Here is a 24421-nt window from a genome sequence, read left to right as displayed (position 1 = left end):
CGGTTCTCAAAGAGCTCCGCGTTTTGCTGAAATCAAGGTACGGCTTCAATGAGGTGCCGTTCATAGAAAGACACTGACAGAGAATAGGAAGGATCCACCATGATAGGCATCAATATGGATGATGTCGTTTCGGCTGTGCAGTCGGTGCTGCCGCAGCTTATTGTCATCGGCGTTGTGCTTGTGCTAGCTTGCGTCATCACTGTTGCGGTGAATAAGAAAACCATCACTGATACTGCGTTGCGCAAGATCGTCCACTCCGAATCATGGATTGTCGCTTTGGTTGCCACAATAGTGGCGGTTTGCATGATGCTGTTCGGGCCTCTTTCCACGTTGCTGAACAACGCTACGACGATTAAATACGAGTTGTCGGATGCAACTGTCGCGGCGGCGGATGAGTTGGCTGAAGAGGTGGAGTCCGAAGCCATCACCATGCTCAAGAATGACAATGCGAATTTGCCGCTCTCCAGCAAGAAAGTCAATGTATTCGGCTGGGGATCCACCAATCCTGTGTACGGCGGTACCGGATCGGGCTCGCTAAGCGATAGTTATGAGAAAGTCTCTTTGCTTGAGGGTCTGGCTCAGGCCGGAATCGAAACGAACGACTCACTGACCGATATGTATACCGAATATCGCGAGGGCCGCCCGGAGGCGAAGATTTGGGTTGTTGATTGGACCCTTCCCGAAGTTCCAGCCGACCAGTACTCCGATACGTTGATTGCTGATGCTCAGGAGTTCTCCGACGAGGCTCTTGTGGTGATCACACGCATCGGTGGCGAGGGCGTCGATTTGCCGATTGATATGAAGTCCGATGAAATCACCTATGTCAATAATTCCGACAAGTATGAGGACTTTGAAGCCGGTGACCACTTCCTGCAGCTGAGCCAGACCGAAGAGGACATGATCAAGTTGGTCACCGAGAACTTCGAGAACGTGACGCTGGTCTACAACGGTGCGAACGCCTTGGAATTCGATTTCCTGGATGAATATCCGCAGATTTCGTCTGTGTTGTGGGTGCCTCCGGCAGGCCAAAGTGGCTTTGTGGCCTTGGGCGAGATTCTCACGGGCGAAGTGAACCCCTCCGGCAAGACTTCCGACACCTTCGTGAAGGACCTCACCCAGACTCCGGTGTGGAATAACTTCGGAAGCTTCAAGTATGACAATATGCAGGAATTCGAGTTGGATGAGCGCACGCCCAGCTTCGTGAATTACACGGAGGGTATCTATGTGGGCTACAAGTTCTATGAGACCGCCGACGACGAGGGCTTGATCGACTACGACGATATGGTCGCGTTCCCATTCGGTTATGGTCTGTCGTACACCACCTTCTCCCAAGAGATGGGCGACGTGACCTACGCGGACGGCAAGGTGAGCTTCGACGTGACCGTGACCAACACCGGCGAGAAGGCCGGCAAGGACATCGTCGAGGTCTACTACAACCCGCCGTACACCAACGGCGGCGTCGAGAAGTCCAGCGTGAACCTGGTGGACTTCGCCAAGACCGATCTGCTTGAGCCGGGAGAGTCCCAGACCGTTTCGATCGAGTTCGAGGACGACGACATGGCGTCCTACGACTACGAGGATGCGAAGGCATACGTGCTCGAGGCCGGCGACTACGTAGTGTCCATCAACTCGGACTCCCACACGGTGATCGACGAGCAGACCATCAACGTGGCCGAGACCATCACCTATGATTCCGAGGACAACACGCACGGCGGCGACGCCGTGGTGGCGACCAACCAGTTCGACGATGCGAACGGCGACCTGACCTACCTGTCCCGCGCCGACCACTTCGCCAACTATGTCGAGGCCACTGCCGCCCCGACCAGCTACAGCATGAGCGACGAGGTCAAAGCAACCTTTGTTAACAACTCGAACTACGATCCCGTCGACTACAACGACGATTCGGATGAGATGCCGACCACCGGCGCGAAGAACGGCGTGCGTCTGGCCGACCTGTACGACAAGGATTATGACGATCCGCTGTGGGACGATCTGCTCGACCAACTGACCTTCAACGACATGGACAACCTCATCGCCAATGCCGGTTTCGGCAGCGCCGCAGTTGATTCCATCGGTAAGATTCAGATGGTGGATGCGGACGGTCCAGCTGCGCTGAACAACAACTTCACCGGCGTCGGATCCATCGGCTTCCCCTCATCCACCGCATTCGCCTGCACCTGGAACGTCGACCTTGCGACACGGTTCGGTGAGATGATCGCCCAGATGGCGCATGACATGCATGTGTCCGGCTGGTACGCTCCCGCTATGAACATCCACCGCAGCGCGTTTGGCGGCCGTAACTTCGAGTATTTCTCCGAAGATCCCACGCTGTCCGGTGTGATGGCGACCAAAGAAATCGAAGCCGCTCAGCAGGAAGGCGTGTATGCGTTTATCAAGCACTTCGCCCTCAACGATCAGGAAGCCAACCGCAACAACATGCTGTGCACCTGGGCCAACGAGCAGGCAATCCGCGAGATCTATCTGAAGCCCTTCGAGATGAGCGTGAAGGAAGGCGGCGCTACCGCAGCCATGAGCGCATTCAACTATATCGGCACCACCTATGCCGCGGCTCACTCGCCGCTGTTGAACACGGTGCTGCGTGGTGAATGGAACTTCCGTGGCATGGTGCTCACCGACTTCTTCGGCTACTTCGATTCGTACCAGAATCCCGACCATGAGATCCGCAACGGCAACGATGCTATGCTCTCCACCATCGGCATCGGCAACCACGTGACCGACACGTCGGCCACCTCGGTGAAGGCAATGCGCACCGCGGCCCACAACATCCTGTACACCACCGCCAACAGCTGGATGTACGCGGATGGCGAGCCGGAAACGGTCACTCCGGTGTGGAAGACCATCGCCTATGCGGCCATCGGTGTTATCGCAGTGCTGGTCGTGGGACTTGAAGTGCTGACCATCAAGCGTTACCTGTCCCGTCGCAAAGACAAGGTGATTGTCAAATAGCTGACGTAAACCAAGACCCCCAATACCCTTCCGGTGTCGGGGGTCTTCGCATATTCGCAGTCCTTCATCATGCTGGGTGAAGCGGAGCGAAGTCGAAGCATTGAGATCCCTCGACTCCGTTCGGGATGACGAGAGAAGAGAAGAGGAGAGAAGAGGAGTGGTGACGGATGCGTATCTCGCTCAGTGTGCGGACTGGATGTGGCCCAGGGCGATGGCGCAGGTGAGTACGTAGGCTTCGCGCGGGTCGGTGGCGTCCCAGCCGGTGGTTTCGGCGGCACGCTTCAACCGATAACGAATGGTATTGGGATGCACATTCAGTGCCTTGGCACAGGCTTCCAACGAGCCGCCGAATTTCAAAAAAGTGGAGACTGTGGTCAGCGTTGGATCGTCGCTGCCGGCGGCGGCCAACGAACCATAGACCACATTAACTAGTTCGTCGCGGGCGCTGGTATCGCCGATTAAAGCCCGTTCAGGCAGTGCATCCATAGCCCGCAAGGGGCGAGGCAGCTGCTGCACCGTGGCAGTCAGCGCCGGGGCGGCTTTCAGACAGAACAGGGCAGTGCTGATTGATTGTCGGGCACCATCGGCGCCGGCCAGCGTGGGGCCCAATGCCAACGGACGATTACCGTCAAACGCCACAGCAACGCTGTTGCAGATAACTTCGGGGGTGGCCGCGCCAACCGGGCGAACCAGCGCCACGATTACTGTCTGGTCAGCGGTTGTCTGGCCAGTGTGGGGTTGATCGGCGGAAGGTTGGCGTGAATCATCGGTTTGGGCACGCGTCATACGTTCGGCACCGATACCGCCATTGATAGGCATAGCATATTCAGCGGTCAGACAGTTGCCGGCAAAATCAGTGACGATACGCTCGATATCAGTACGGCAGCGGATGGCAGATTGTGCCGGGTAACCGGCGATGGCGTAGCAGTCGAAGCCGTCAGGCCAACCAATCACACGGAATAGTGAGGCCACACGTTCATCGGACAGTCCTGAGAACAGGCACTCGAACAGCACGCGGCGCACGCGCTCATCGATGGCATCGACGGTGCCACCGGCATCGATGACGCTGCTGCCGGCCTCGCTGGAGCCAATGGTGTCGGCAGCAGTACCGTCACCGTCCAGAGGTGCGGTGTTCAGCAGTTCGAGAAAATCGACGGTCATGCTTCCAGTCTAGCTGCACTCTGGGCGCGTTCGGCTTTGGATTCACGCCAGAACGTCAGCGCCACGAACCCGAATACGAAGGCGACAGGCAGCATATGGCGCTCGAAATTATTGGCCGGTGCGGTGATCATTACGCCCATCAGTAGCAGCAGTGGCATATGCGTCACCAGCGTGAGCCAGCGGCGGCGGATGACTTCGGCAGCTCCGATAATCAACGTCAGCACCACATAAAAATTGCCGTGGGTGAACCAGCCGAGCACCGGAATATGCCCCCAGTCGTCAGCGAATTGAGCCACCTTCTCGCGCCATTCGTGGTTATAGGATTTGATCCACGTGGAATTCTTCTGCACATAGTCGCTGTTCACGTAATAATCCATCGCCACGTATGGATGGTCGGTTACGTTGAAATAGCCGAAACATTTGGCCAGCAGCGCATCGATGGCGATCACCGGATTGTCTTTGACGATTTCAATCCATGCCTTATTGAAGTTTTCCATGTCTTCAGGGGTGACGGAGCGCCACTTGTAGCTCACCTTCTTCGACTGAATGCCTGATGATTTCACCGGATCGGCATCCTGCTGGAAGTAGGCGTCGGCCATCTGGTCGAGATTGAACACTGGTTCGAGCGCGTCGCGTGCCTCCTGACTGATGCCGTCCGGATTGCGTGCGGCCACGCGCGCGATCATCTGCAATTGCACGCCGCGGCTTTCGATGGGATCGCCGCCGATAATCGCGCCGGAGTTGATGGCATAGACGATGCCGCCATGAATGAGCACAGTGGGAATCAGCAGGGCCACGACGTAGGTGCCCCAGCGGCGGCGATCGGCGATAAGCGCGAGCACAATCTGCAATGCGATGATGTACCACGCGTATTTGGCGGCGATAAGCATCACACAGGTGGACAGGATGAAGGCGATCATGCTGTGGCGTGGCAGGCGCTTGGGCGCGTGCGTGGCCTTGGACCAGGTGCAGCGCAGCTCATACCATATGCTGAACCACCAGACGAATGCGAATGCGAACAGCGGCGATTTCGTAATCGAAATGGTGGAGAACACTGCAAGCGGGCAGATGAGGAAAAACAGCAGGATAAGGAATCGTGCCAGTCCGCCGGCGGGAGATTGCGATGTGTTCCATGGCAGATTCAGGAAACGGTTGGCCGCAGCAGCGCAGCAGAATACGGCGAACAGCATTTGGGTGGCGGCGAGCACCACAATGCCGGCATCGTTCGAACCGGTGAGGTACCGGGAGAATGCGGCGGTAGCGCCGTAATACACGGTAAGCACCACATTATGCTGGTCCGTCAGATACGTGGGGTTGTCCGGCCACAGATAATGCGCGGTGGGGTAGATATCCATCGGCACGAACGAGAAGAAGCCGATATATGGCTGTTCAAGTCCGGTCCACTGGTTCCACGCCCAACTGAATTCGCGGATTTGCGAGCGAATATCCGCACCGAACGCCGCCAATAGGGTGGTGGGTGCCCACAGCCAGCCGATGAAGAGGATTAGCGCGATTTTCCACGTGCGATTTGTGGCGCGCGTAATCCATCGGCCGGCCGTTGTGAACGCGATGCGCAGTCCGCGACGGATCACCGTCCATACGAATAGCAGTCGTTCGCGGACGCGCGATGTGTGCGTTGCTTGTTGTTTTGTTGGTTGCACTGATACTGGTACTTGTGCGTGAAGCTGTGCAGCAGTTGAGGTATCGTCCGCGCCACCGGTTTTGCCGCTTGTGCGCTTGCTATCAGCCGTTTGTTTGCGGCGAGATGCCGACTTGGTATGACCTGCGTAACGTACCAGCGCCACGATCAAACCGAAGTAGATTGCCGTTGACAGCAGAAAGTATGCGGTGTTCAGCCACGACCAGTCGGCCAGCGAACCTTCCTGCCAATACAACGGCCCCACTGCCGTGCATAGTCCCATCCATAAACAGGCCAGTATGGCCAGCGTCCAGCGCGATGCCGCAGCTACGCGCGCCAGATGCGGATGCTTGGGCAGCGGACGTGGTATCGACACGGCGGCTTCAGGTTGCATGCTGGTGGTGATGGTCATGGTTGACCATGGTAGCCGTATGCACAAACGGCTGCATGCGTGGGTTTGCGTGAGCCACAACGACACAGGCGCACTGCTTATGTATTGTGCATGCACTGCGCGTACGCATAGTGGACAGTTGAGATTGTGATGTTGCGCACAAAGAGGCGGCTGTTAACGATAACAAGTACCCGATGTGCGAAAAAGGTTGCCATTGTGCGGATTTGAGACGGTTTAACGGTGTAACTAAATCGCGAACGGGGGTAACGTAGAGCCTTATGATGCTTGCACTGAAAGCCGCAACGCCGCAGTTGCCGCGTACCGAAACCATTGCCGACCAAGTGGTCGCCGTCGCCGAGACGGATTCAACCAATGCGCTTGCCGCGCGGATGATTGCCGACGGTTCGCTTGACCTGCCCGTCCACCAGGACGGCACGCTGGGCGTATCCGTAGTGGCGGCCGATCGCCAGACGGCAGGCCGTGGACGTATGGGGCATAAGTGGGTAAGCCAGCCCGGCCGCTGCTCCACGATTTCGTATGCCGTTCGCATGCCGTGCGCGCTCGCGCTTGACGAACGTCTTAACGGTTGGCTGCAGATGATTTCCGGCTTGGTGACCCTGGATGCAATGAACCGCGCGATGGACGAGTTCGGTGCCAAGCCCAATCAGCCCGATTGTCTGCTGGAATTGAAGTGGCCCAATGATGTGTTCTGCCACGGGCTGAAACTCGGCGGTCTGCTTTCGGAATTGGTGATGCTGCCGCAGAATTCACCGGCTGATGCACCGTCGGATGCGGCCGACGATGCGCATGGAGACGATGTGGCTTTGGTGTTCGGCATCGGTCTCAACCTTGCGCTTGGCGCATGCCGTTTGCCAACCCCGAATTCCACCTCACTGCAGCTGCATGTCACAGGTCTGCCTGCATTCGAGCTTATGCGCGATGCGGTTGCGGCATATGAGGTGGAAGGTTTTGCCACTCGCCTTGCGGCATTTATTGCCGACCCCGAAGGCCAGGCCGAACAGTTGCGTGAAGAGATGCGCGCCGTGTGCTGGGCTCGTGGACGTGAAGTCGAGGCGCACTTCACCGACGGTTCAACATTGGTTGGTGAGGCGATTGGCCTGAATGAAGACGCTTCGCTGATCCTGCGCACGCCCGACGGCACGGACCACACTGTCCGCACCGCCGACGTGGGCGTGCTGTAGGCGTATGCGACGTGGGCGTTATGGTCAGCGTCCCAGCTTGCTTAAACCGGTGGCGGCCAGTGCGGCCACCACGGCCTTAACGGCGTCGCCGGCCACGAAGCCCATCGAAGCCAGCGCCACCACGTTCAGCGGAACGCCGGTGAGGGCGGACTGAATCAGGAATCCGAAGGCGTATACCACAGCCACGCCGCCGACCAGTGCTGCGAACAAATACCGTGCGGCACTGATTGCCGCGGCGAGCGGCGACGTCAGATTCGCCTCACCGCGCAGCAGCGCGATCATAATCGCACCGGGCAAGAAACCGACCAGGAAGCCGGCGGTCGGCCCGACCAACGCCATGGTGGAGGCACCGCCTGCGAACACCGGCAAGCCGATCGCACCGGCGGCCAGATAGGCAGCGACGGCTGCGCCAGCCTGGCGCCAGGGGAGCATCAGACCTGCCATCATCACCACCAGCGTTTGCAGGGTGATCGGCACGGGAGTGCCTGGAACAGGAATCTCGCCGGCAGCGGAGGCGAGCCACAGCAGCACGGCGAACATCGCGGGCTTCCAGGAGGCAGCGATAATGCGGCGGGGGAGTGTGCGTGCCGGGGAAGCGGCTACGGTTGTGCTGGGTTTGAATGTCATGATTGGTCCCTTCTCGTAGGTTCGTGTTCAGGCTAGGCGAGTTCAGTTACGGTGACGTTTGTGGAACATAACAAAAACCGACATGGGGTTTTGTAGATGAATCGGTTGAAAACGTCAATATAAAAGAGAAGTATTTGACGGTATGGCTCAAACCGTCAAGAAACTGCTGATCGCTAACCGCGGCGAAATCGCGCTGCGCGTAGTGCGCACGGCCAAGGAGATGGGCATCTCCACCGTGGCCGTCTACGCCGAACAGGATCGCGACAGCCAATATGTGGACATGGCCGACGAAGCGTACCTGCTGTCCGGCGACACCTACAAAGACACCTACCTGAACGAGGATCTGCTCATCGACATCCTTCGCCGATCCGGTGCTAATGCCGTGCACCCAGGCTATGGATTCCTCTCCGAAGTGCCGGGATTCGCACAGAAAGTCGAAGCAGCCGGCGCTATTTGGGTCGGCCCGCATCATCATGCGCTGACCGAACTGGGCGACAAAATCACCGCCCGCCGCGTGGCCATGCGCGCCAAGGTACCGCCGGTGCCCGGCATTTCCGAGCCGGTTACCGACGTGCGCACGCTGCTTGACTTCGCACACACCCACGGCTATCCGATTATGATGAAGCGCACTGATGGCGGTGGCGGTCACGGCATCACCGTGGTGCGCGCCGATGAGGAACTGCGCCGTTTCTATGCGAATCATGACGCGCTGCAGGGCGGCGATTTGAACGAATACTTCATCGAGAAATTCGTCGACAAGGCCCGCCACGTCGAAACGCAGTCCGGACGCGATTCTCGCGGCAACTTCACCGTCTATTCCACGCGTGACTGCTCGGTACAGCGTCGCAATCAGAAGCTTATCGAAGAGGCGCCGGCACCGTTCCTCAAGCCCTCGATCGTCGCCACGCTGGAGGAATATTCCCGTCGCCTGTTCGAAACTGTGGGCTATACTGGCTTGGGCACCTGCGAATTCATGGTCACCCCGAACGATAAGGTCTACTTCCTCGAAGTCAATCCGCGCCTGCAAGTCGAGCACACCGTATCCGAAGAGGTGTGCGGCCTTGATCTGGTGCGCGAACAACTGACCATCGCCGCAGGCGGCGAACTGACGCCGGCGCCTGCCCCGCGCGGCCACAGCTTCGAACTGCGCATCACCTCCGAAGATCCTGCCACCAACCTGACCCCGGGCGCGGGCACGCTGGAACGCATCGTCTGGCCTTCCGGCCCCGGCGTGCGCATCGACACCGGTGTGGTTGAGGGCGATACGGTCTCTCCGAAATTCGACTCGATGATGGGCAAGGTTATTGTCACCGCGCAAAACCGCGAGGCCGCCGTGGCTCGCGTGCGCCGCGTGCTCGACGAACTCGTTATCGAAGGCGTGCCCACCCCGATTTCGCTGTACAAGCAGATCTTCCGCGACGATGACTTCACCGCCGAGCACGGCCATCCGTTCGCCACTACCACCAAATGGCTGGAACGTACCTATCTCAACCGTGCCCCCAGCGCCGCCGCAGCCGGCCAGCCCGCTTCGCTGGCTGCCGGACAGTCTGCTGCGCCGGCGGACAAGCCTCAGACGGAATCCTTCGTCATCGAAATGAACAACCGTCGCGTCAAGCTCACCGTGCCGCTCGACATCGTCGAGAACATCACCGGCTCGGCGCGCTCACGCGGTGTCAAACGCCCCGTCCAGCCGCTGCGTGGTGCAGGCCACGCCGGTGCCGCCGCAGGAATCACGCCCAAATCCGGTGACGCCGCAAAATCCGGTGTTATCGCCTCGCCGATGCAGGCCGTGGTCACGCGTATCAACGTGTCCGAAGGCCAGCAGGTTGCCAAGGGCGATCTTTTGGTCGTGCTCGAGTCGATGAAGATGGAAAACTACGTCTACGCACCGGCCGCGGGTAGCATCACCAAGATCTTCGTCGGACCGGCCGATGGTGTGGAAGCCGGCGACACGCTCGTGACCATGGATGTGGCGGGTGCCTCCGGCGCGGCTGGCACATCCGGTAAGGAGGAACAGCATGACTGACGTTTTGGACACTGTTGCCGTCTCACCGGCCGGCTCTCGCGGTCCGCAGGCGTCTGCTGCTGAATCGAACGGCGGCGAACAGCCCCTGCGCACCGCTGTGGTGCGTGCTGCCGAACTGGCGCGTGACGCCGAGGATCATGCGCGCGAACGCCAGCATGCCAAAGGCAAGAAAACCGCTCGCGAACGCCTCGACCTGCTCTTCGACACCGGCTCCTTCGAAGAAATCGGCCGCTTCCAAGGCGGCAACATCCAGGGAGGCAACGCCGGAGCAGCGGTAATCACCGGTTTCGGACTGGTATACGGACGCAAAGTGGCCGTCTACGCCCAGGACTTCTCCGTCAAGGGCGGCACGCTTGGTACCGCCGAAGGCGAGAAAATCTGCCGTCTGATGGATATGGCCATCGACTTGAAGGTGCCGGTTGTCGCCATCGTGGATTCCGGCGGCGCACGCATCCAGCAGGGAGTCGCAGCCCTCACCCAATACGGTCGCATCTTCAGAAAAACCTGCGAAGCCTCCGGTTTTGTGCCGCAGATCAGCCTGATCCTCGGTCCCTGCGCCGGCGGTGCGGTCTACTGCCCGGCCCTGACCGACCTGATCATCATGACCCGTGAGAACTCGAATATGTTTGTCACAGGCCCGGATGTAGTCAAAGCCGCCACCGGAGAGACCATCTCCATGGCCGATCTCGGCGGCGGGCTCGTGCACAACACCGTCTCCGGTGTGGCCCACTACCTCGGTGAGGATGAGTCCGACGCCATCGACTATGCGCGCACCGTGCTCGCCTACCTGCCGTCCAGCGCCGACAGTCAGCCGCCGACCTACGCCTACGCCGCCACTCGCGCCGAACGCGACACGGCCAAGCGACTCGCCACCATTGTGCCCGACAACGATCGCCAGCCTTACGACATGCTTGACGTGATCCGCTGCATCGTGGACTACGGTGAATTTGTGCAGGTGCAGGAACTGTTCGGCGCCTCCGCCGTGGTCGGCTTCGCCTGCATCGAAGGCAAGCCGGTCGGTATCGTGGCCAACCAGCCGAATGTGCGCGCCGGCATTCTCGACGTGAACTCCTCCGAAAAGGTGGCCCGCTTCGTGCGCCTGTGCGATGCCTTCAACCTGCCCGTCATCACCCTGGTGGACGTGCCCGGCTACAAGCCCGGCAGCGACCAGGAGCATGCCGGCATCATTCGCCGTGGCGCCAAAGTGATCTACGCCTATGCCAACGCGCAGGTGCCGCTGATCACCGTGGTGCTGCGCAAGGCCTTCGGCGGCGCATACATCGTGATGGGATCCAAGGCCATCGGCGCGGACTTCAACTTCGCGTGGCCCAGCTCGCAGATCGCAGTGCTTGGCGCGGCCGGTGCGGTGAACATCATCCACCGTCACGACCTCAACAAAGCCAAAGCTGCCGGCCAGGATGTGGAGGCGCTGCGCGCCAAATACATCAAGGACTACGAAACCAGCACGGTTAACGCGAACCTCTCGCTCGAAATCGGGCAGATCGACGCCATGATCGACCCCGAGCAAACGCGTGAGGTAATCGTGCAGTCCTTGGCCACGCTCGCCACCAAGCGACGTGTCAAACGCACGACCAAACATCACGGCAACCAACCGCTCTGATCGGTCGTCATGCTGAGCGTAGTCGAAGCATCTTGTCCCCAACCGATACAAGATCCCTCGACTCCGCCCTATGGGCTCCGCTCGGGATGACAAAGAGAAGTCCGCTCAAGATAACAACAACAAGACGTAGTAACCAACCAATAGAAGTAAGGAATAACCAGATGACCACCTTCTTCCTCAACCGCCTCGCCGCCGAACCGCATGCGCTCGCCTTCGCCGGCCAATCCACCCCCTGGCCGGTGGCGCTCGCCGACCAGACCGGCGATCCCTCGCTCGCCGAAGCACTGCACACCCACGCCGATGCCGCCGCCCGCCTGCTCACCCCGGTGAACGCGGAACTGCTGGCCACCACCGGCCGCCCTGTGGATTTGTTCGCCTTCACGCCGAACCCGGCCAAGCTGGGTCCGGCCGCCGACGCCACCGCCTCCGTGGAAGGCATCGCGCTCACCCAACTCGGTGCGCTTATCGATTTGGACAACCTCGGCTATGACGTTGCCAGCGCCAAGCCCGTGGCAGTGCTCGGCCACTCACAGGGCGTGCTCGCCGTGCACATGGTTAAGGCCATCGAAGAGGCCGGCTCCATCGAAGCCGCCGCCGCACAGATTGACGAAATCCTCGCCACCGCAGCCCTGATCGGTGCAGCCGGCACCCGCAGGGCCCGCGAACTGGCCCTGAACCCGATTCACGGCGACGCCACCCCGATGCTGTCGGTGAAGGGCGCAACCCGCGTGCAGGTCGAAACGCTCGCCAAGCACGTGAGCAACCCGCGCGGCCCGATCGCCATCGCCGTAACCAACTCCGCCAACCATCACGTGCTCTCCGGCTTCCCGGACGATTTGGCCTCCTTCGCCGTCGAGGTCGAGAAGGAACACAAGAAGCAGGCCAAACTGCGCGAAGAGAAGCTGCGCGGCGGTGCAGTGTTCGCCCCCACGCTCGAATACCTGGACGTCACCCTGCCGTTCCACTCTCCGCTGATGGCACCGGCCGTCGATCAGACCGTGGCCTGGGCCACCGCCTGCGGTTTCGACGCGGATCGTGCCCGCGCGCTCGCCGACGAAGTGCTACTCAACCATGTGGATTGGGCCGCTCGCGTTGCCGCTACGCTGAACAGCACCGATCCGGCCAAGCTGTGGGTGCTGGATATGGGCCCCGGCACCACGCTCGGCAAGCTGATCGGCAATCTGGTGCAGGGCACCGGCATTGGCGTGGTCGAAGCGACCAGCGTTGTCGAACGCGGCGCACTCTCCACGCTTGAGGCGGATCCCGCCCGCACCCAGAACTGGAAGCAGTTCGCCCCGCGCGTGGTCGCCACGCCCGCCGGCGAGAAAATCGTCACCAAATTCTCCGAACTGACTGGCAAGCCGCCGGTGCTGCTGCCCGGCATGACCCCTACCACCGTGGATCCTGAAATCGTGGCCGCCGCCGCGAACGCGGGCTACTGGGCTGAGCTGGCCGGCGGCGGTCAGGTTACCGCCGAAGTGTTCGACCGTCACGTTGCACGTCTCGAGGAGCTGCTTGATGAGGGCCGCACCGTGGAATTCAATGCGATGTTCATGGATCGCTACCTGTGGAACTTGCAGTTCGGCGGCCAGCGCATCGTCCCCAAGAAGCGTCAGTCCGGTGCCCCGATCGACGGCGTGGTCGTCTCCGCCGGCATCCCTGAGGTTGACGAGGCCGTGGCGCTGATCGAATCCTTGCGCAAGGACGGTCTGCCGTATGTGAGCTTCAAGCCCGGCACCGTCGACCAGATCCGCCAAGTGGTGCGCATTGCCAAGGCTGTGGCGCCGACCACGATTCTGGTGCAGGTCGAAGGCGGTTCCGCTGGCGGCCACCACTCTTGGGAATCGCTGGATGATCTGCTGATCGACACCTACGCCGAAGTGCGCGCGCAAAGCAACCTGGTGCTTGTCGCCGGTGGCGGCATCGGTACGCCCGAGCGTGCGGCCGACTACATCTCCGGTCAGTGGGCTCGCGCCTATGATCTGCCGGATATGCCGGTGGACGGCGTGCTCGTCGGCACCGCCGTGATGACCGCCAAAGAGGCGCACACCAGCCCTGAGGTCAAGCAGCTGCTGGTTAAGACGCCGGGTATTGCTGTGCATATCGAGCGCGAGGCGGACGGTTCCGTCGCCCGCTCCAGTGAAGCCGCTGCTACCGGTAGCGATCCCTTCGCCCCGCAGGCCGACCAGTGGGTGCCGGCGGGCAAGTCCGTGGGCGGCGTGGGCTCCGGCCTGAGCCACCTGCACGCCGATATCTACGAGGTGGAGAACTCCTCCGCCGAATGCGGTCGACTGCTGGTGCGCGTGATGAAGCACCCGGAGGAGCTGCAAACCCGTCGTTCCGAAATCATCGAAGCCCTGAACAAAACCGCCAAGCCCTACTTTGGTGATCTGTCCTCCATGACTTATGTCGAGTGGGCGCAGCGCTTTGCTGAACTGTCCTTCCCGTGGGTCGACCCGACCTATGCCGATCGCTTCCGTCATTTGCTGGAGCGTATCGAAGCTCGTGTCAGCACCGTGGACTCCGGCGAATTCACCTCCAAGTTGTTCGCCGCCGAAAACGCTGACGGCCAGGCGCAGCAGAACGACGATCTGCTTACCCCGGCAGCCATTGCGGCCGATCCCGCAGCCGCCATCGCCAAGCTCGCCGCCGCCTATCCGCAGGCCAGCGAACTCAAGGTGGTGCCCGCCGACGAGGCGTGGTTCCCGGTGCTTGTGCGCGAATACCCCAAGCCTATGCCCTTCGTGCCGGTTATCGACAACGATCTGCTGCGCTGGTGGGGCCAGGATCAGCTCTGGCAGTCCGAAGATCCGCGCTATTCTGCCGATTCCGTGCGCGTAATCCCCGGCCCGATCGCCGTGGGCGGCATCACCACTGTGGACGAACCGGTGGCTGATATCCTCGCACGCTTCGAAGCCGCCGCATTGCAGCGCGCCAAGACGGCAGAGGGTGCCGAAACGGCTATCCGCAGCGAATACGCTACGCTGTCCAACGCCGTGAGCGCCGAAGACTTCATCCGCAAGTCGCCGAACATCTCCTGGGTGGGCCATGTAACCGACAACCCGGCCTACGGCACTGCGCTTGGCGATAAGACCTACGAAATCATCGCCGTGGACGAGGCCGCCGGTGAATACGATCTGGATATTCACCTCGACACCTACTGGGACAACGATCCGGACGGCGGTGCATCCAAGCACGCCGTGCGTGACATCGTCATCCCGCTCACCGTGCCGACCAACGCCACCGGTGCCATGCCGATCGTCAACCGCGAACGTCTGGTGCCCGACGTGTATGCGATGCTCGCCGCAACCGCCGGCATCGGCAACACCGCCATCACCGGCGACAAGCTCACCGCCATGCCTGAAGTGGCCGGCGGCGTGGCCGATGAGAACCACCATTATGTTGGCGCAGCGAGCAGCGCTGATGTCAACGCACCGTTCGGCAAGGCGACCGCCCACTACACCTTGTCCGCCAACCTTGGCTACGACCATGAAGCGGCCACCGGCGGCGCACTGCCCGGCACCCTGCGTGCCTCCCGCATCGCCCCCGATGCGCTGGTCGGACCGGCTTGGCCTGCGATTTATGCGGCGCTCGGCTCCGTGTACGTTGACGGCTACCCGGTGATCGAAGGTCTGCTCAACGCTGTCCACCTCGACCATCTCATCGAACTGGAAACCACCGAAGACGAACTGCTCGGTCACGTCGGTGAGGAAATCACCCTGACCAGCTGGGCCGAAGACTACTTCGAATCCGCCTCCGGCCGTGTGGTCACCATCCACGTGACCCATACCGCCGCCGACGGCACCCTGCTCGCCCGTGAAACCGAGCGTTTCGCCATTCGCGGCCGCGTCTACTCCGACGCACTGCCGGCGGACGCGCCCGAATTCGGCGGAGTGTTTGATGCTCTTGAAACAGCGGATGGCGGACTGCAGGCCACTCCGCGACGCCTGCTGCGCCGCGTCAAGATCACCGCACCCCACGATATGACCGCCTTCGCACGCACCTCGGGCGATTTCAATCCGATCCACACCTCCACGCGTGGTGCGGCCATCTCCGGACTCGCCGCCCCGCTCGTGCACGGCATGTGGCTGTCCGCCACCGCCCAGCACGCCGTGCAGGCGCTGGACGACAAGGGCGCGCATTACGAAATCGCCGGTTGGACCTACAACATGTACGGCATGGTGCAGCTGGACGACGAGGTTGAAATCTCCGTTGAACGCGTCGGCAAAGTGCGCCACGGCGGCATGACCTTCGAAGTCACCTGCCGTATCGCCGGTCAGCTCGTCTCCCGCGGCACCGCACTGGTGCGCGCCCCGCGCGCCGCCTTCGTCTACCCGGGCCAAGGCATCCAGAAGCAGGGCATGGTGCTCGACGAACGCGCCAAGTCCGCCGCCGCCCGCGATGTGTGGGAGCGCGCCGATAAGCTCACCCGCTCCAAGCTGGGCTTCTCGATCCTCGCCGTCGTGCGTGACAACCCCAAGGAACTCACCGCCAACGGTGTCACCTACCGTCACCCCGAAGGCCTGCTCAATCTGACGCAGTTCACGCAGGTGGCGCTCGCCACCGTGGCTTTCGCCCAGACCGCTCGCCTGCGCGAAGCCGGCTCAGACATCTGGCCCGCCTACTTCGCCGGCCATTCGCTCGGCGAATACAACGCGCTTTCCGCCTTCGCCGATGTGATTCCGCTGGAAACCGTGCTCGAACTTGTGTTCCACCGCGGCTCCACCATGCATCATCTGATCGAGCGCGACGCTCAGGGCCGCTCCAACTACCGCATGGGTGCGCTGCGCCCGAACCAGTTCGGCGTGGACGACGCGCACGTCAAGCAGTACGTCGAATCCGTGTCGAAGGCAACCGGCGAGTTCATGGAAATCGTGAACTACAACCTCGCCGGCCAGCAGTACGCCATCGCCGGCACCATCGCAGGCCTCAAGGCCCTGCAGGCCGATGCTTCCAAGCGTGCTAAGGAATATGGTGGCAAGCCGCCGTTCATGCTGGTGCCCGGCATCGATGTGCCGTTCCACTCCACGCTGCTGCGCAAGGGTGTGCCGGAATTCCGCGACAAGCTTGACGCGCTGCTGCCGCAGGTTATCGATTACCGCGGGCGTCTGTGCGGCCGCTACATACCGAACCTAGTGGCCGTGCCGTTCGAAATGACCAAGGAGTTCGCCGCCAAGATTCTCGAAGTGGTGCCCTCCGAACGCATCAAGGCTGCGCTGGATGATGACAAGGTCTGGCAGTCCTATGCCGAAGACGATCAGAAGCTTGGCCGACTGCTGCTGACCGAACTGCTGTCCTGGCAGTTCGCCTCCCCGGTGCGTTGGATCGAAACCCAGGCGCTGATGTTCAACCCCAGCGCCAAGGGTGGTCTTGGCGTTGAGGAATACGTCGAGGTCGGTCTTGGCAATGCCCCGACCCTGGCTAACCTCGGTGCCAAGACCCTGCGTCTGCCCGAATTCGCCGGCGTGGATACCACGGTGTACAACGTGGGCCGCGACGAAGGCCGCGTGTATATGACCGACTCCGATTCGCTGGTCGCTGACGAGGAATCGGAAGTTGATGAAGCTCCTGTCGCCGAAACGACTGCCGCATCCGCCGCTCCTGCCGATGTTGCCGCTGCGCCCGCCGCCCAGGCGGCAGCTCCTGCCCCGGCCGCCGCTGCTCCGGCTGAAGGCGGCGTGTCCGGTGCATCCGTGGCCGATATCCCCTTCAAGGCCGCAGACGCCATCGCCATGCTGCTGGCCTACTCGGCCAAGGTGCGCCCGGATCAGATCGGTGGTTCCGACACCACCGACACCCTGACCAACGGTGTGTCCTCACGTCGCAACCAGCTGCTGATGGACATCAGCTCGGAGCTGGGCGTGGCCAGCGTGGACGGTGCCGCCGAGGCCAGCGTGGACGCGCTGAAGGCTTTGGTCAACAAGGTGGCCCCGAACTACAAGGCATTCGGTCCGGTGCTGTCCGACATCGTGCGTGACCGCATCCGCGGTCTGTTCGGTGCGGCCGGCGTGAAGGTCAACGCCATCGAAAAGCGCGTGACCGACACCTGGCAGCTTGGCACCGGCTGGGCCTCCAGCGTGGTGGCCGCGCTGGTGCTGGACACCCGCGAGGGCGCCAGCTCCCGCGGTGGCGATCTCGCTGCTCTGCCCACCGAATCCGTGTCGAACGCCGCCGCTGCCAACGCGCTGATCGACCAGGCGGTGCAGGCTGTGGCCGCCGCGCACGGTGTGAACGTGGCCCTGCCGAGCGCCGGTGGCGCAGCCGGCGGTGCCGTGGTCGACTCCGCTGCACTCGACGCTTTCGCCGAGAAGGTGACCGGTGCCAACGGCGTGCTCGCCGCTACCGCGCGCTTTGTGCTGAACGAACTCGGCGTGGCCGCTCCGGCCGCTGAAGAAGGCGTCGATGAGAACGCCGCCGTGGTCGAGGCCGTCAACGCCGAGCTGGGTGCCGATTGGCCCAAGCAGGTTGAGCCGCGCTTCGATGCCAATAAGGCCATCCTCTTCGACGACCGCTGGGCTTCCGCCCGTGAAGATCTGGCTCGTGCCTTCCATGGCCATGATGCGAATGCGCTTAAGGGTTCCTTCGCCGGTCTCGGCCAGGCTGTGGCCAGCGAAGCTGAATGGTTCGCCGGCAAGATCGACGATGCCGAGCTGAAGGCTGCATACCAGCGTATTGCCGCTGAAGCACTGGACAAGACGACTGTTGCTGGCGAGCGTTTCGCCGGTGATATCGCTGTGGTGACCGGTGTGGCACCGAATTCTATCGCCGCGCAGGTGGTCAATGGCCTGCTGGCTGGTGGCGCAACCGTTATCGCCACTTCGCATAGCTTCAAGCCGAGCGTCAAGGCGTGGGCCAAGCAGACCTATCGCGAGCATGCCGCAGGCGATGCCAAGCTTTGGCTGGTGCCTGCCAATCTGTCCAGCTATCGTGACGTGGATGCGCTGGTTGCGTGGATCGGTGACGTGCAGAAGAAGACTTCTGGTGCCTCCACCACCATCCTGAAGCCGGCCTATGAACCGACCCTGTTCTTCCCGTTCGCTGCGCCGCCGGTGCACGGCACGCTTGCCGATGCGGGTGACCTGTTCGAATCCCAGGCACGACTCATGCTGTGGGGCGTGGAACGCGCCATTGCTGGCCTGTCGAAGATCGGTGCCGACACCGATGTGCAGCACAAGCTGCACGTGGTGCTGCCCGGCTCCCCGAACCGCGGCATCTTCGGCGGAGACGGTGCCTACGGCGAAGTCAAGAGCGCCTTCGACGCCATTGTCAACCGCGCCCGCGCCGAAAAGGTGTGGTCCGGTCGCGTGACCTTCGCCCACCCGAAGATCGGCTGGGTGCGCGGCACTGGCCTGATGGGCGGCAACGATCCGCTGGTCGAGGTTGTGGAGCGCCACGGCATCAAGACCTACTCCACCGAGCAGATCGCCGTTCGTCTGCTGGATCTGTGCACCGCCGAATCCCGTGAGCAGGCCGCCATCCACCCGCTGGATGTGGATCTGACCGGCGGACTTGGCGACGATCCGATCGATATCAAGGCTCTGCGCGCTGAAGCGATGCAGGATACTGCGGCAAAGCAGGCAGGCGAGTCTGCCGACGCACAGTCTCAGGGCAAGGCTCTGCCGGGCGCTTCGCTCAAGGCTCTGCCTACGCCGGAAGTGCCGAAGCAGGCGATCGTTGACCTTGCCGACTGGCAGTCCGTCACCGCTCGCCCGGAAGACGAAATCGTCATCGTCTCCATCGGCGAACTTGGCCCGTGGGGTTCGGGACGTACCCGTTTCGAAGCCGAGCTGGGCATCCATTCGGACGGCACCGTTGATCTGAGCGCCGGTGCCGTGCTGGAGCTGGCTTGGAACATGGGCCTGCTGAACTGGCAGGATTCCCCGAAGCCGGGCTGGTACGACGTTGACGGCAACCTTGTGCCCGAAGAAGACATCGCCGAGCGCTACCGCGACGAAGTCGTGGCCCGCTCCGGCGTGCGCCCCTTCGAGGTTGGCATGGGCTCCGACTATAAGGACGGTGCCGACGAAGAAGAAGCCGAGGTGTTCCTCGACCATGACGTGACCTTCGCCGTGCCCAGCGAGGACGTGGCCAAGGAATACGTCAAGATGGACGAGGCACACACCTCCATCGCAGCCGACCCTGAGTCCGGCGAATGGAATGTGACCCGCCATGCTGGTTCGATGATCCGCGTGCCGCGCCGCGCCGCCATGACCCGTACGGTCGGCGGTCAGTTCCCGACCGGCTTCGACCCGACCCGCTGGGGCATCCCCGCCTCGATGGTCGGCGACGTGGACGAGATCGCGCTGTGGAACATCGTCACCACTGTGGACGCCTATCTGAACGCCGGCTTCACGCCAAGCGAGATTCTGCAGTCCATTCATCCCTCGCTGGTCGCGTCCACGCAGGGCACTGGCTTCGGCGGCATGAGCTCCATGCGCAAGCTGTACCTCGATCGCTTCCTCAACCACGAGATTCCGACCGATATCCTGCAGGAGGCCCTGCCGAACGTGGTGGCCGCGCACGTGATGCAAAGCTACATCGGCGGCTACGGCAACATGATCCAGCCGGTTTCCGCCTGCGCCACCGCCGCGGTGTCGTTGGAAGAGGGCGTTGACAAGATCGCCCTCGGCAAGGCCGACTTCGTGGTCACCGGTGCAATCGACGACATCGGTGTGGAATCGGTGATCGGCTTCGGCAACATGAACGCCACCGCCAACTCCGCTGAAATGTACGGCAAGGGCATCGACGCACGCTTCTTCTCGCGTGCGAACGATCGTCGCCGTGGCGGCTTCCTGGAATCGCAGGGTGGCGGCACGATCCTCGTGACCCGTGGCGACATTGCCCTGAAGCTTGGTCTGCCGGTGGCGGCCGTGGTCGGCTTTATCCACTCCTATGCCGATGGCGCGCACACCTCCATCCCGGCACCGGGTCTGGGTGCGTTGGCCGCTGGTCTTGGCGGACGCGACTCCAAGCTGGTGCACGATCTGGCCAAGCTGGGCGTCACCCCGGATGACATCGCCGTGGTGTCCAAGCACGATACCTCCACGAACGCCAATGATCCGAACGAATCCGAACTACACAACACGCTGGCGCATGCCATCGGCCGCACCGACGGCAACCCGCTGTTCGTGATTTCGCAGAAGACGCTGACCGGCCATGCCAAGGGTGGTGCCTGCATCTTCCAGGTCAACGGCCTGACGCAGCTGTTCAAGTCCGGTGTGGTGCCGGCGAACGCGGCGCTTGACTGCGTGGATCCCAAGCTTGCCAAGGACGATCACATGGTCTGGCTGCGCCAGCCCCTGCGCATCGGCGGTGGTGAAGTCGTGGCCAGTGTGGACGGTGCTGATAATGCTGCGAACGCAACCGGCATCGTGCCGGGCCGCCCGGTGAAGGCCGGCTTGGCCACCTCGCTCGGCTTCGGCCATGTGAGCGGCTTCGTGGCCCTCGTGCACCCCGGTGCCTTCGAGGCTGCCGTGGCCCACGCGGATGGCGAAGAGGCGCTGAACGCATGGCGTGAGCGTGCCAACGCTCGCCTTGCCGCCGGCCAGCGCCACCTTGAGGAAGGCATGATGGGACGCGCCGCGCTCTACGAGCCGATCGACAACCGTCGCTTCCGCGAGGATTCCAAGCGCTACGACCACCACGAGGTCGAGAAAGCCATGCTGCTGGATCCGAACGCTCGTCTGGGCGCCAGCGGCTACTTCGAGGCGTAACAGCTTCAGAACAATGACTCGGTGTGATTCAGGCTGCCTTGCTGCAATCTGAATCAAACCGGCAAAACCTACGGTGCCCGTGCCGTGCGCGATGATATGCATAATGCATCATCGCGCACAGCACGGGCACCGTTTTTTGTTACGCTATGGTCGCGTTATATATGACGGTAATTGACGTCAAATTGTTGACGAATGCAACACGCCGCAACGATATTGTTGTGGCTCGAAAACACAGGCCAAATCGTTTGACGTCATTACGTCAAACGATTGATGCTACTGGCCCTCCTTCATACACTTGAAACTACCGCACAACGAATACAGCACAGTCAAGGACGCATGATCATCGTTCCAAGACTGATCGTTTGCGTGCGGGGATTGGATTATTACGAAGGAAAGAAGAACATCATGGCACGAGGAAGTGTGCGTATTGCCGTTGCCGCTGCGGCTGCGTTGGCGATGATTATTCCACTGTCCGCCTGCGGAGGCAACAGCCAGCCCACCACCGATGCGAATGGCAAGCCGATTGTCAACATCATGGTTCGCCGTAACGTGACGGATCACCCCATGAAGGATACGCAGTATTCCAAGTATCTTGAGGCCCAGTGCGATTGCACGATCCAGTGGCAGGAAGTCTCCGATAACGCTTGGGGCCAGCAGAAGAGTGCGAAAATGGCCGCCAGCGAGTTTCCGGACATTGGTCTGTCGTTGTTCAGCTCCGTTGACGCCGCCAAGTACAAGGATTACTTCGAGGATCTTAAGCCGCACCTGAACGAGATGCCGAACGTCAAGGCTTTCTTCAAGGCTCAGCCCGATGCGCTGAAGTATGTTGAGGATGGCAAAAAGATTCCGCTGCTGCCTTCTGACCGTGGCAAGGGCTACGAAGTGTCCGGCACACATATGTTCATTAACAAAACTTGGTTGGATAAGCTCGGGCTTGACATGCCGACCACGTGGGACGAGCTTGAAACCGTGCTCAAGGCGTTCAAAACCCAGGATCCGAACGGCAATGGCAAGGCCGATGAGATTCCGATGAACATCCGCAGCCTTGGTTTCCAGCTGTGGAGCCCGCTTACGCTGATGAACTCCGAGGGGGTTGTCACTTCGTTCATGGGCGGCAGTGCCTCCGAACAGGGCTTCTATGTGGAGAACGGCAAAATTAAGAGCTACTACACTTCCGACGCGCTGAAGGATGTCATCTCCTACCTGCACGAACTGATGGCCGGAGGCCTCATCCCCAAGGACGTGCTGACGCGTGATGCCTCACAATATAACGCGCAGACCATCAGCGACGGTAAGACTGCACTGACCGGCGTCACCTTCGGCTGGTCCAACTTCAGCGAATTCGGCGATGCCTTGGGCGAACAGTATGTCACGTTGCCGCCGCTGAAGAAGGATGCTTCCACGCCTGATGAGGATGTGAAGTGGGATTATTCGCAGAACGCTGCACGCTGGGCCTACGCCGGTGCCGGATTGAGTGTGAACCCGAACGCCGCCAACCAGGATGCCATTTATAAGGTCATCGATGCCATGTATAGCGAAGAAGGCTCGGTTCAGGGCTACTTCGGCTCCATCCCCGATATCGTCTCCAACGATGGCAACCACCAGTACACCATCAATAAAGACAAGGCTTACGCCGAATACCCGGATACTCGCTCCATCGCACTGCAGGATCGCTTCGGCGGTTGGATTCGCGATGATGTGACCATGGTCAACGATACCAACGCTGATCAGGTAACGGCCTCCGATCAGGCGGTGCGTCCCGCCCGCGAACATGTTGATCCTATCAACGATGTGGTGCCGATTTATGTGCGTCCGAACACCGAAGACACCAATATCTTGCAGAACAACAACACTGCCATCGCCAACTATGCGAACAACCAGCTCGCCAAATGGGTGCAGAGCGGCGGCGTCGACAAGGAATGGGATAGCTACGTCTCCAAGGTGAGCGAGCCGAGCCTGGGTCTCGATGAGAACATCCAGATTTGGCAGAAGTGGTACGACCAGTACACCAAGTGACATTACGGCCGGGCCTCGGCATCCATTGGCCGGGGCCCGGCCCTCGCTTCATCCCTCAGGTTCTAAGGATTATCATGACAGCCAGTGCTTCTTCTTCGCATACTCAGGGAACGCCCGCCGCAACACGTTTGGAAGGCAACGCTCCACGCCGTGGCAAAAAGGGAATCGCCAATCGTATTGCCTTCTATTGGTCTCGGTATTGGCAGCTGTGGCTGCTGAGCTTGCCCGCGCTGATTTTTGTGGGATTGTTCGCCTATGTGCCCATGTGGGGTATTCAGCTTGCCTTCCGCGAATTCGATCCGAGCAAGGGACTGACCGGAGGCAAGTTCATAGGATGGCAGTATTTCCTCGACTTCTTCCATAACCCGCTGTTCGGCGAAATCATGACCAACACCATCCGCATTTCGTTGTGGACGTTGGTTATGGGATTCATCTTCCCGATCATCCTCGCGCTGCTGATCAACCAGATTCATTCCAAGCGCATCAAAGGATTTGTGCAGACTATCACCTATATGCCGCACTTCATTTCGGTGGTGGTGATCGTTTCCATGCTGAACATTTTCCTATCCCCAGGCTCCGGCATCATCGGTCGCTTCTTCGGCGATGAAAGTTTGATGGGCAGCACCACGGCGATTACCGCCGTCTACTGGATCTCTGAAGTCTGGCAGCACGTCGGCTGGAATTCGATTATCTATTTGGCCGCGCTGAGCTCGGTGGACACGTCGCTGTACGAGGCCGCCAAAATCGACGGTGCCGGGCGCATGCAGCTGATTCGTTACGTTGATTTTCCGACGATTCTGCCGACCTGCTCGATCCTGCTCATTATGAATATGGGCTCGGTGCTGAACGTCGGATTCGACAAAATCTACCTGATGCAGAATGCGTTGAATATGCCGGCCACCGAAGTCATCTCCACATATGTGTACAAAATCGGTATTCTCAACGGTCAGTATTCATACTCGACGGCTATCGGCCTGTTCAACACCATCATTAACTTCCTCTTCCTGATCACGGCGAACGCGATTTCGAAGCGGGTTTCGGATTCGAGCATTTTCTAG

10 protein-coding genes are annotated in these 24421 nt (G+C 60.9%); 7 read left to right on the top strand and 3 right to left on the bottom strand.

Translation table 11 applies throughout. The annotated features are described in order from the left end of the window. Positions 1-99 precede the first annotated feature (99 nt). Positions 100-2967: a glycoside hydrolase family 3 protein gene (locus G1C95_RS11190; RefSeq protein WP_169173037.1), complete on the top strand. Its 2868-nt coding sequence runs from the start codon at positions 100-102 to the stop codon at positions 2965-2967. Positions 2968-3147: 180 nt separating this feature from the next. On the opposite strand, the gene G1C95_RS11185 is transcribed toward G1C95_RS11190, so the two are convergent. Next, the gene (locus G1C95_RS11185) at positions 3148-4128 is read right to left on the bottom strand and encodes a PucR family transcriptional regulator (RefSeq protein ID WP_169173036.1); all 981 of its coding nucleotides are present in this window, start codon (positions 4126-4128) and stop codon (positions 3148-3150) included. Then, positions 4125-6161 carry a DUF6020 family protein gene (locus G1C95_RS11180; RefSeq protein ID WP_169173101.1) on the bottom strand — a complete coding sequence of 679 codons (2037 nt, stop codon included), beginning with the start codon at positions 6159-6161 and terminating at the stop codon, positions 4125-4127. The genes G1C95_RS11185 and G1C95_RS11180 overlap by 4 nt, the downstream gene beginning before the upstream one ends. 275 nt (positions 6162-6436) lie before the next feature. Here G1C95_RS11180 and G1C95_RS11175 point away from each other — a divergent pair, with 275 nt between their 5' ends. Then, the gene (locus tag G1C95_RS11175) at positions 6437-7360 is read left to right on the top strand and encodes a biotin--[acetyl-CoA-carboxylase] ligase (protein ID WP_169173035.1); all 924 of its coding nucleotides are present in this window, start codon (positions 6437-6439) and stop codon (positions 7358-7360) included. Positions 7361-7384: 24 nt separating this feature from the next. On the opposite strand, the gene G1C95_RS11170 is transcribed toward G1C95_RS11175, so the two are convergent. Continuing rightward, complete coding sequence (locus G1C95_RS11170) at positions 7385-7987, bottom strand: biotin transporter BioY (RefSeq protein WP_169173034.1); 603 nt, start codon at positions 7985-7987, stop codon at positions 7385-7387. Positions 7988-8129: 142 nt separating this feature from the next. Between G1C95_RS11170 and G1C95_RS11165 the strand changes: the two genes are divergently transcribed. The 5 genes from G1C95_RS11165 (at position 8130) to G1C95_RS12445 (ending at position 24421) form a co-directional block, all read left to right on the top strand. Continuing rightward, the gene (locus G1C95_RS11165; RefSeq protein ID WP_169173033.1) at positions 8130-10013 is read left to right on the top strand and encodes an ATP-binding protein; all 1884 of its coding nucleotides are present in this window, start codon (positions 8130-8132) and stop codon (positions 10011-10013) included. Then, positions 10006-11634, top strand: coding sequence for an acyl-CoA carboxylase subunit beta (locus tag G1C95_RS11160; RefSeq protein ID WP_169173032.1), 1629 nt, complete (start codon positions 10006-10008; stop codon positions 11632-11634). The genes G1C95_RS11165 and G1C95_RS11160 overlap by 8 nt, the downstream gene beginning before the upstream one ends. A 161-nt stretch (positions 11635-11795) precedes the next feature. Beyond that, complete coding sequence (locus G1C95_RS11155; protein ID WP_169173031.1) at positions 11796-21347, top strand: type I polyketide synthase; 9552 nt, start codon at positions 11796-11798, stop codon at positions 21345-21347. 405 nt (positions 21348-21752) lie between these two features. After that, positions 21753-23363 (top strand): type 2 periplasmic-binding domain-containing protein, encoded by a 1611-nt coding sequence (locus G1C95_RS11150; RefSeq protein WP_169173030.1) that lies wholly within the window; start codon positions 21753-21755, stop codon positions 23361-23363. A 74-nt stretch (positions 23364-23437) separates the two neighbouring features. Then, positions 23438-24421: an ABC transporter permease gene (locus G1C95_RS12445; RefSeq protein ID WP_205832825.1), complete on the top strand. Its 984-nt coding sequence runs from the start codon at positions 23438-23440 to the stop codon at positions 24419-24421.

This window comes from Bifidobacterium oedipodis, from assembly GCF_012932425.1.
Taxonomy (GTDB): Bacteria; Actinomycetota; Actinomycetes; order Actinomycetales; family Bifidobacteriaceae; genus Bifidobacterium; species Bifidobacterium oedipodis.
This window is presented reverse-complemented; position numbering and strand designations above follow the sequence as displayed.

What these genes read in the sequence shown, in the direction of transcription:
- G1C95_RS11190 (WP_169173037.1), top strand. Translation starts at nt 100, where the DNA reads ATGATAGGCATCAATATGGATGATGTCGTTTCGGCTGTGCAGTCGGTG.
- G1C95_RS11185 (WP_169173036.1), bottom strand. Translation starts at nt 4,128, where the DNA reads ATGACCGTCGATTTTCTCGAACTGCTGAACACCGCACCTCTGGACGGT.
- G1C95_RS11180 (WP_169173101.1), bottom strand. Translation starts at nt 6,161, where the DNA reads ATGCAACCTGAAGCCGCCGTGTCGATACCACGTCCGCTGCCCAAGCAT.
- G1C95_RS11175 (WP_169173035.1), top strand. Translation starts at nt 6,437, where the DNA reads ATGATGCTTGCACTGAAAGCCGCAACGCCGCAGTTGCCGCGTACCGAA.
- G1C95_RS11170 (WP_169173034.1), bottom strand. Translation starts at nt 7,987, where the DNA reads ATGACATTCAAACCCAGCACAACCGTAGCCGCTTCCCCGGCACGCACA.
- G1C95_RS11165 (WP_169173033.1), top strand. Translation starts at nt 8,130, where the DNA reads ATGGCTCAAACCGTCAAGAAACTGCTGATCGCTAACCGCGGCGAAATC.
- G1C95_RS11160 (WP_169173032.1), top strand. Translation starts at nt 10,006, where the DNA reads ATGACTGACGTTTTGGACACTGTTGCCGTCTCACCGGCCGGCTCTCGC.
- G1C95_RS11155 (WP_169173031.1), top strand. Translation starts at nt 11,796, where the DNA reads ATGACCACCTTCTTCCTCAACCGCCTCGCCGCCGAACCGCATGCGCTC.
- G1C95_RS11150 (WP_169173030.1), top strand. Translation starts at nt 21,753, where the DNA reads ATGGCACGAGGAAGTGTGCGTATTGCCGTTGCCGCTGCGGCTGCGTTG.
- G1C95_RS12445 (WP_205832825.1), top strand. Translation starts at nt 23,438, where the DNA reads ATGACAGCCAGTGCTTCTTCTTCGCATACTCAGGGAACGCCCGCCGCA.